The sequence below is a fragment of the Microbacterium sp. Leaf351 genome, assembly GCF_001423825.1.
Taxonomy (GTDB): domain Bacteria; phylum Actinomycetota; class Actinomycetes; order Actinomycetales; family Microbacteriaceae; genus Microbacterium; species Microbacterium ginsengisoli.
On the sequence record NZ_LMPK01000015.1, the window covers coordinates 204,738 to 207,515 of the forward strand.

Consider the following 2,778-nt stretch of genomic DNA (forward strand, 5'->3'; position numbering starts at 1 on the left):
AGCTGCTGCAGACCGCGTTCCAGGCGGTCAAGGACACGCACGGCGCCGAGATCGAAGAGCTGTTCGGCATCGAGGTGCAGGTGCCCGCGGTGCCGTTCCCGCGCATCCCCCTCGCCGAGGCCCGCCAGATCGTCGCCGACCGGGGCTACGAGATCCCCCGCACCGACGGCGACCTCGACCCCGAGGGCGAGCGCCAGATCTCCGCCTACGTGCAGGAGACCTACGGCCACCAGTTCGTCTTCATCACCGACTACCACCCCGAGATCCGTGCGTTCTACCACATGCGCGACGCCGAAACGGGACTCACCAAGTCGTACGACCTGCTGTTCAAGGGCGTCGAGATCACGACCGGCGCGCAGCGCGAGCACCGCGTCGACGTGCTCATCGAGCAGGCGAAGGAGAAGGGGCTCGACCCCGCCCACCTCGACTTCTACCTCGACTTCTTCCGCTACGGCGCCCCGCCGCACGGCGGCTTCGGCATGGGCCTCGCCCGCGTGCTCATGCTGCTGCTGGGCGAGGCGTCGATCCGCGAGGTCACCTACCTCTTCCGCGGTCCCACGCGCCTCGCGCCGTGATCACGGCGCGGTGAGCGCCGACACCGGATGCCGCGGCATCCGGTGTCACCGACCCGTCACCTGACGGACACCTGACGCTCTCACCGGCGCCACTCGCCGCACGTACGTTCCTCTCGTCCCGGTGCGGGGTTCCCGAACCCCCGCCACACCATCCGAGAGGAACTGACATGACCCACACGCGCGCACTCCTGCGCCGTGCCGGCGCCGGCATCGCCGTCGCCGCAGCCGCTTCCGTCGTGCTCGCCGGCTGCGCCGGCGGCAGCTCGTCGACGAGCTCTTCGGGCGGCGTCGACGCGAAGACGGCGACCAGCATCTCCGACTTCGGTTCGCTCGCCGCCCTCGAGGCCGCAGCCAAGGCCGAGGGCCAGCTCAACGTCATCGCACTCCCCCACGACTGGGCCAACTACGGCGCCGTCATCGACGCGTTCAAGAAGAAGTACCCCGAGATCACCGTCAACGAGGCCTCGCCCGACGCGTCGAGCGCCGAGGAGATCCAGGCCGCGACCTCGAACCAGGGCCTGGACACCGCGCCCGACGTGTTCGACCTCGGCCTCACTGTCACGCTGCAGAACACGGACAAGTTCGCCCCCTACAAGGTGCAGACCTGGGCGGACATCCCCGACACCCTCAAGGAGTCGTCGGGTCTCTACTACGGCGACTACGGCGGGTACATGGCCATCGGCTACGACTCGTCGAAGTACCCCGCCCCGACCTCGCTGAACGACCTGCTCGGCTCGGCGTACAAGGGCGCGGTCGCCCTCAACGGCGACCCGACCCAGGCGGGCGCGGCCTTCGCCGCGGTGGGTCTTGCCACCGTGCAGTCGGGCGGCACGCTGGATGACTACCAGGCGGGCATCGACTTCTTCCAGAAGCTCAACAAGGCCGGCAACCTGCTCAAGGTCGACGTGACCAGCTCCACGGTCGCCAGCGGCGAGACCCCCGTCGTCTTCGACTGGGACTACCTGAACCTCGCCCACAAGAAGGACAACGCGAACTGGAAGGTCGCGATCCTTCCCGGCACCGGCTACGCCGGCTACTACAACCAGGCGATCAACAAGGATGCCCCGCACCCGGCGGCTGCGCGCCTGTGGGAGGAGTTCCTCTACAGCGACGAGGCGCAGAACCTGTGGCTCGCCGGCGGCGCCCGCCCGGCCCGCATGGCGGCCATGACCACGGCCGGCACGATCGACGCGACCCTCGCGGCGGAGCTGCCGACCGCGCCCACCCAGAGCGTCGTGCCGACCGCGGCCCAGAGCACGGCTGCGGGCACCCTGCTCGGCGCCAAGTGGGCGGCGGCCGTTCAGTGACGTCAGTCGCTTCGGCGACACGGACCGCCGGGCCTGGCGCACTCGCGCTGGCCCGGCGGCCCCGTCGGGACTGGGCCTGGATCGGCCTGGTCCCGTTCGCCGCATATGTGCTGATCTTCCTCGCGCTGCCGACGGTGCTCGCCATCGGCTCCGGCTTCTTCACGAAGAAGGGCGCGTTCACCCTCGACAACATCGCCGCACTCGGCGACCCGGTCATCCTCGCGACGTTCTGGAACTCCACGTGGGTCTCGGTGCTCACCGCGCTGGTCGGAGCGATCGTCGGCGCACTCGCCTGCTACGCGATGCTCGGCCTGTCGGAGTCGGGTGTGGTCCGCACCTCCGTGAACGCGGTGTCGGGCACGTTCGCACAGTTCGGCGGCGTCACGCTCGCGTTCGCGATGATCGCGACGATCGGTCTGCAGGGAGTCGTCACGAAGTTCCTCGCGACGACCTTCGGCATCGATCTCTACGCCGGCGGCGCCTGGATCTACGGCCTGCCCGGCCTCATCCCCGCCTACCTCTACTTCCAGATCCCGCTCATGGTCATCACGTTTATGCCCGCCCTGTCGGCACTGCGGCCGCAGTGGGTCGAGGCGAACCTCACCCTCGGGGGCACCCGTGCCGGTTTCTGGCTGCACGTGGGCTTCCCGGTGCTGGCCCCGAGCTTCCTCGCCAGCCTCCTGCTCCTGTTCGCGAACGCGTTCTCGTCGTATGCGACGGCCGCGGCCCTCGCCAGCCAGGGCTCGCAGATCGTGCCGCTGCAGATCCGCGCGGCGCTCACGAGCGAGACCGTGCTCGGCCGCGAGAACCTCGCGGGTGCGCTCGCGCTCGGCATGATCGTCGTCGTGGGCGTCGCGATGGCCGTCTACAACGCGGTGCAGCGGCGGGCAGCGAGG

The 2,778-nt window shown here is 69.7% G+C and carries 3 protein-coding genes; all 3 read left to right on the forward strand.

What is annotated here, in order from left to right:
- The coding region (locus tag ASG00_RS17480) for an amino acid--tRNA ligase-related protein (protein ID WP_327037493.1) at positions 1-575 on the forward strand (575 nt) is incomplete at its 5' end.
- Between the two features lie 167 nt (positions 576-742).
- Positions 743-1,882: an ABC transporter substrate-binding protein gene (locus ASG00_RS06665; RefSeq protein ID WP_056207748.1), complete on the forward strand. Its 1,140-nt coding sequence runs from the start codon at positions 743-745 to the stop codon at positions 1,880-1,882.
- Positions 1,879-2,778: ABC transporter permease (locus ASG00_RS06670; protein ID WP_082483117.1), on the forward strand; the 900-nt coding region annotated here is incomplete at its 3' end. The genes ASG00_RS06665 and ASG00_RS06670, both read left to right, overlap by 4 nt.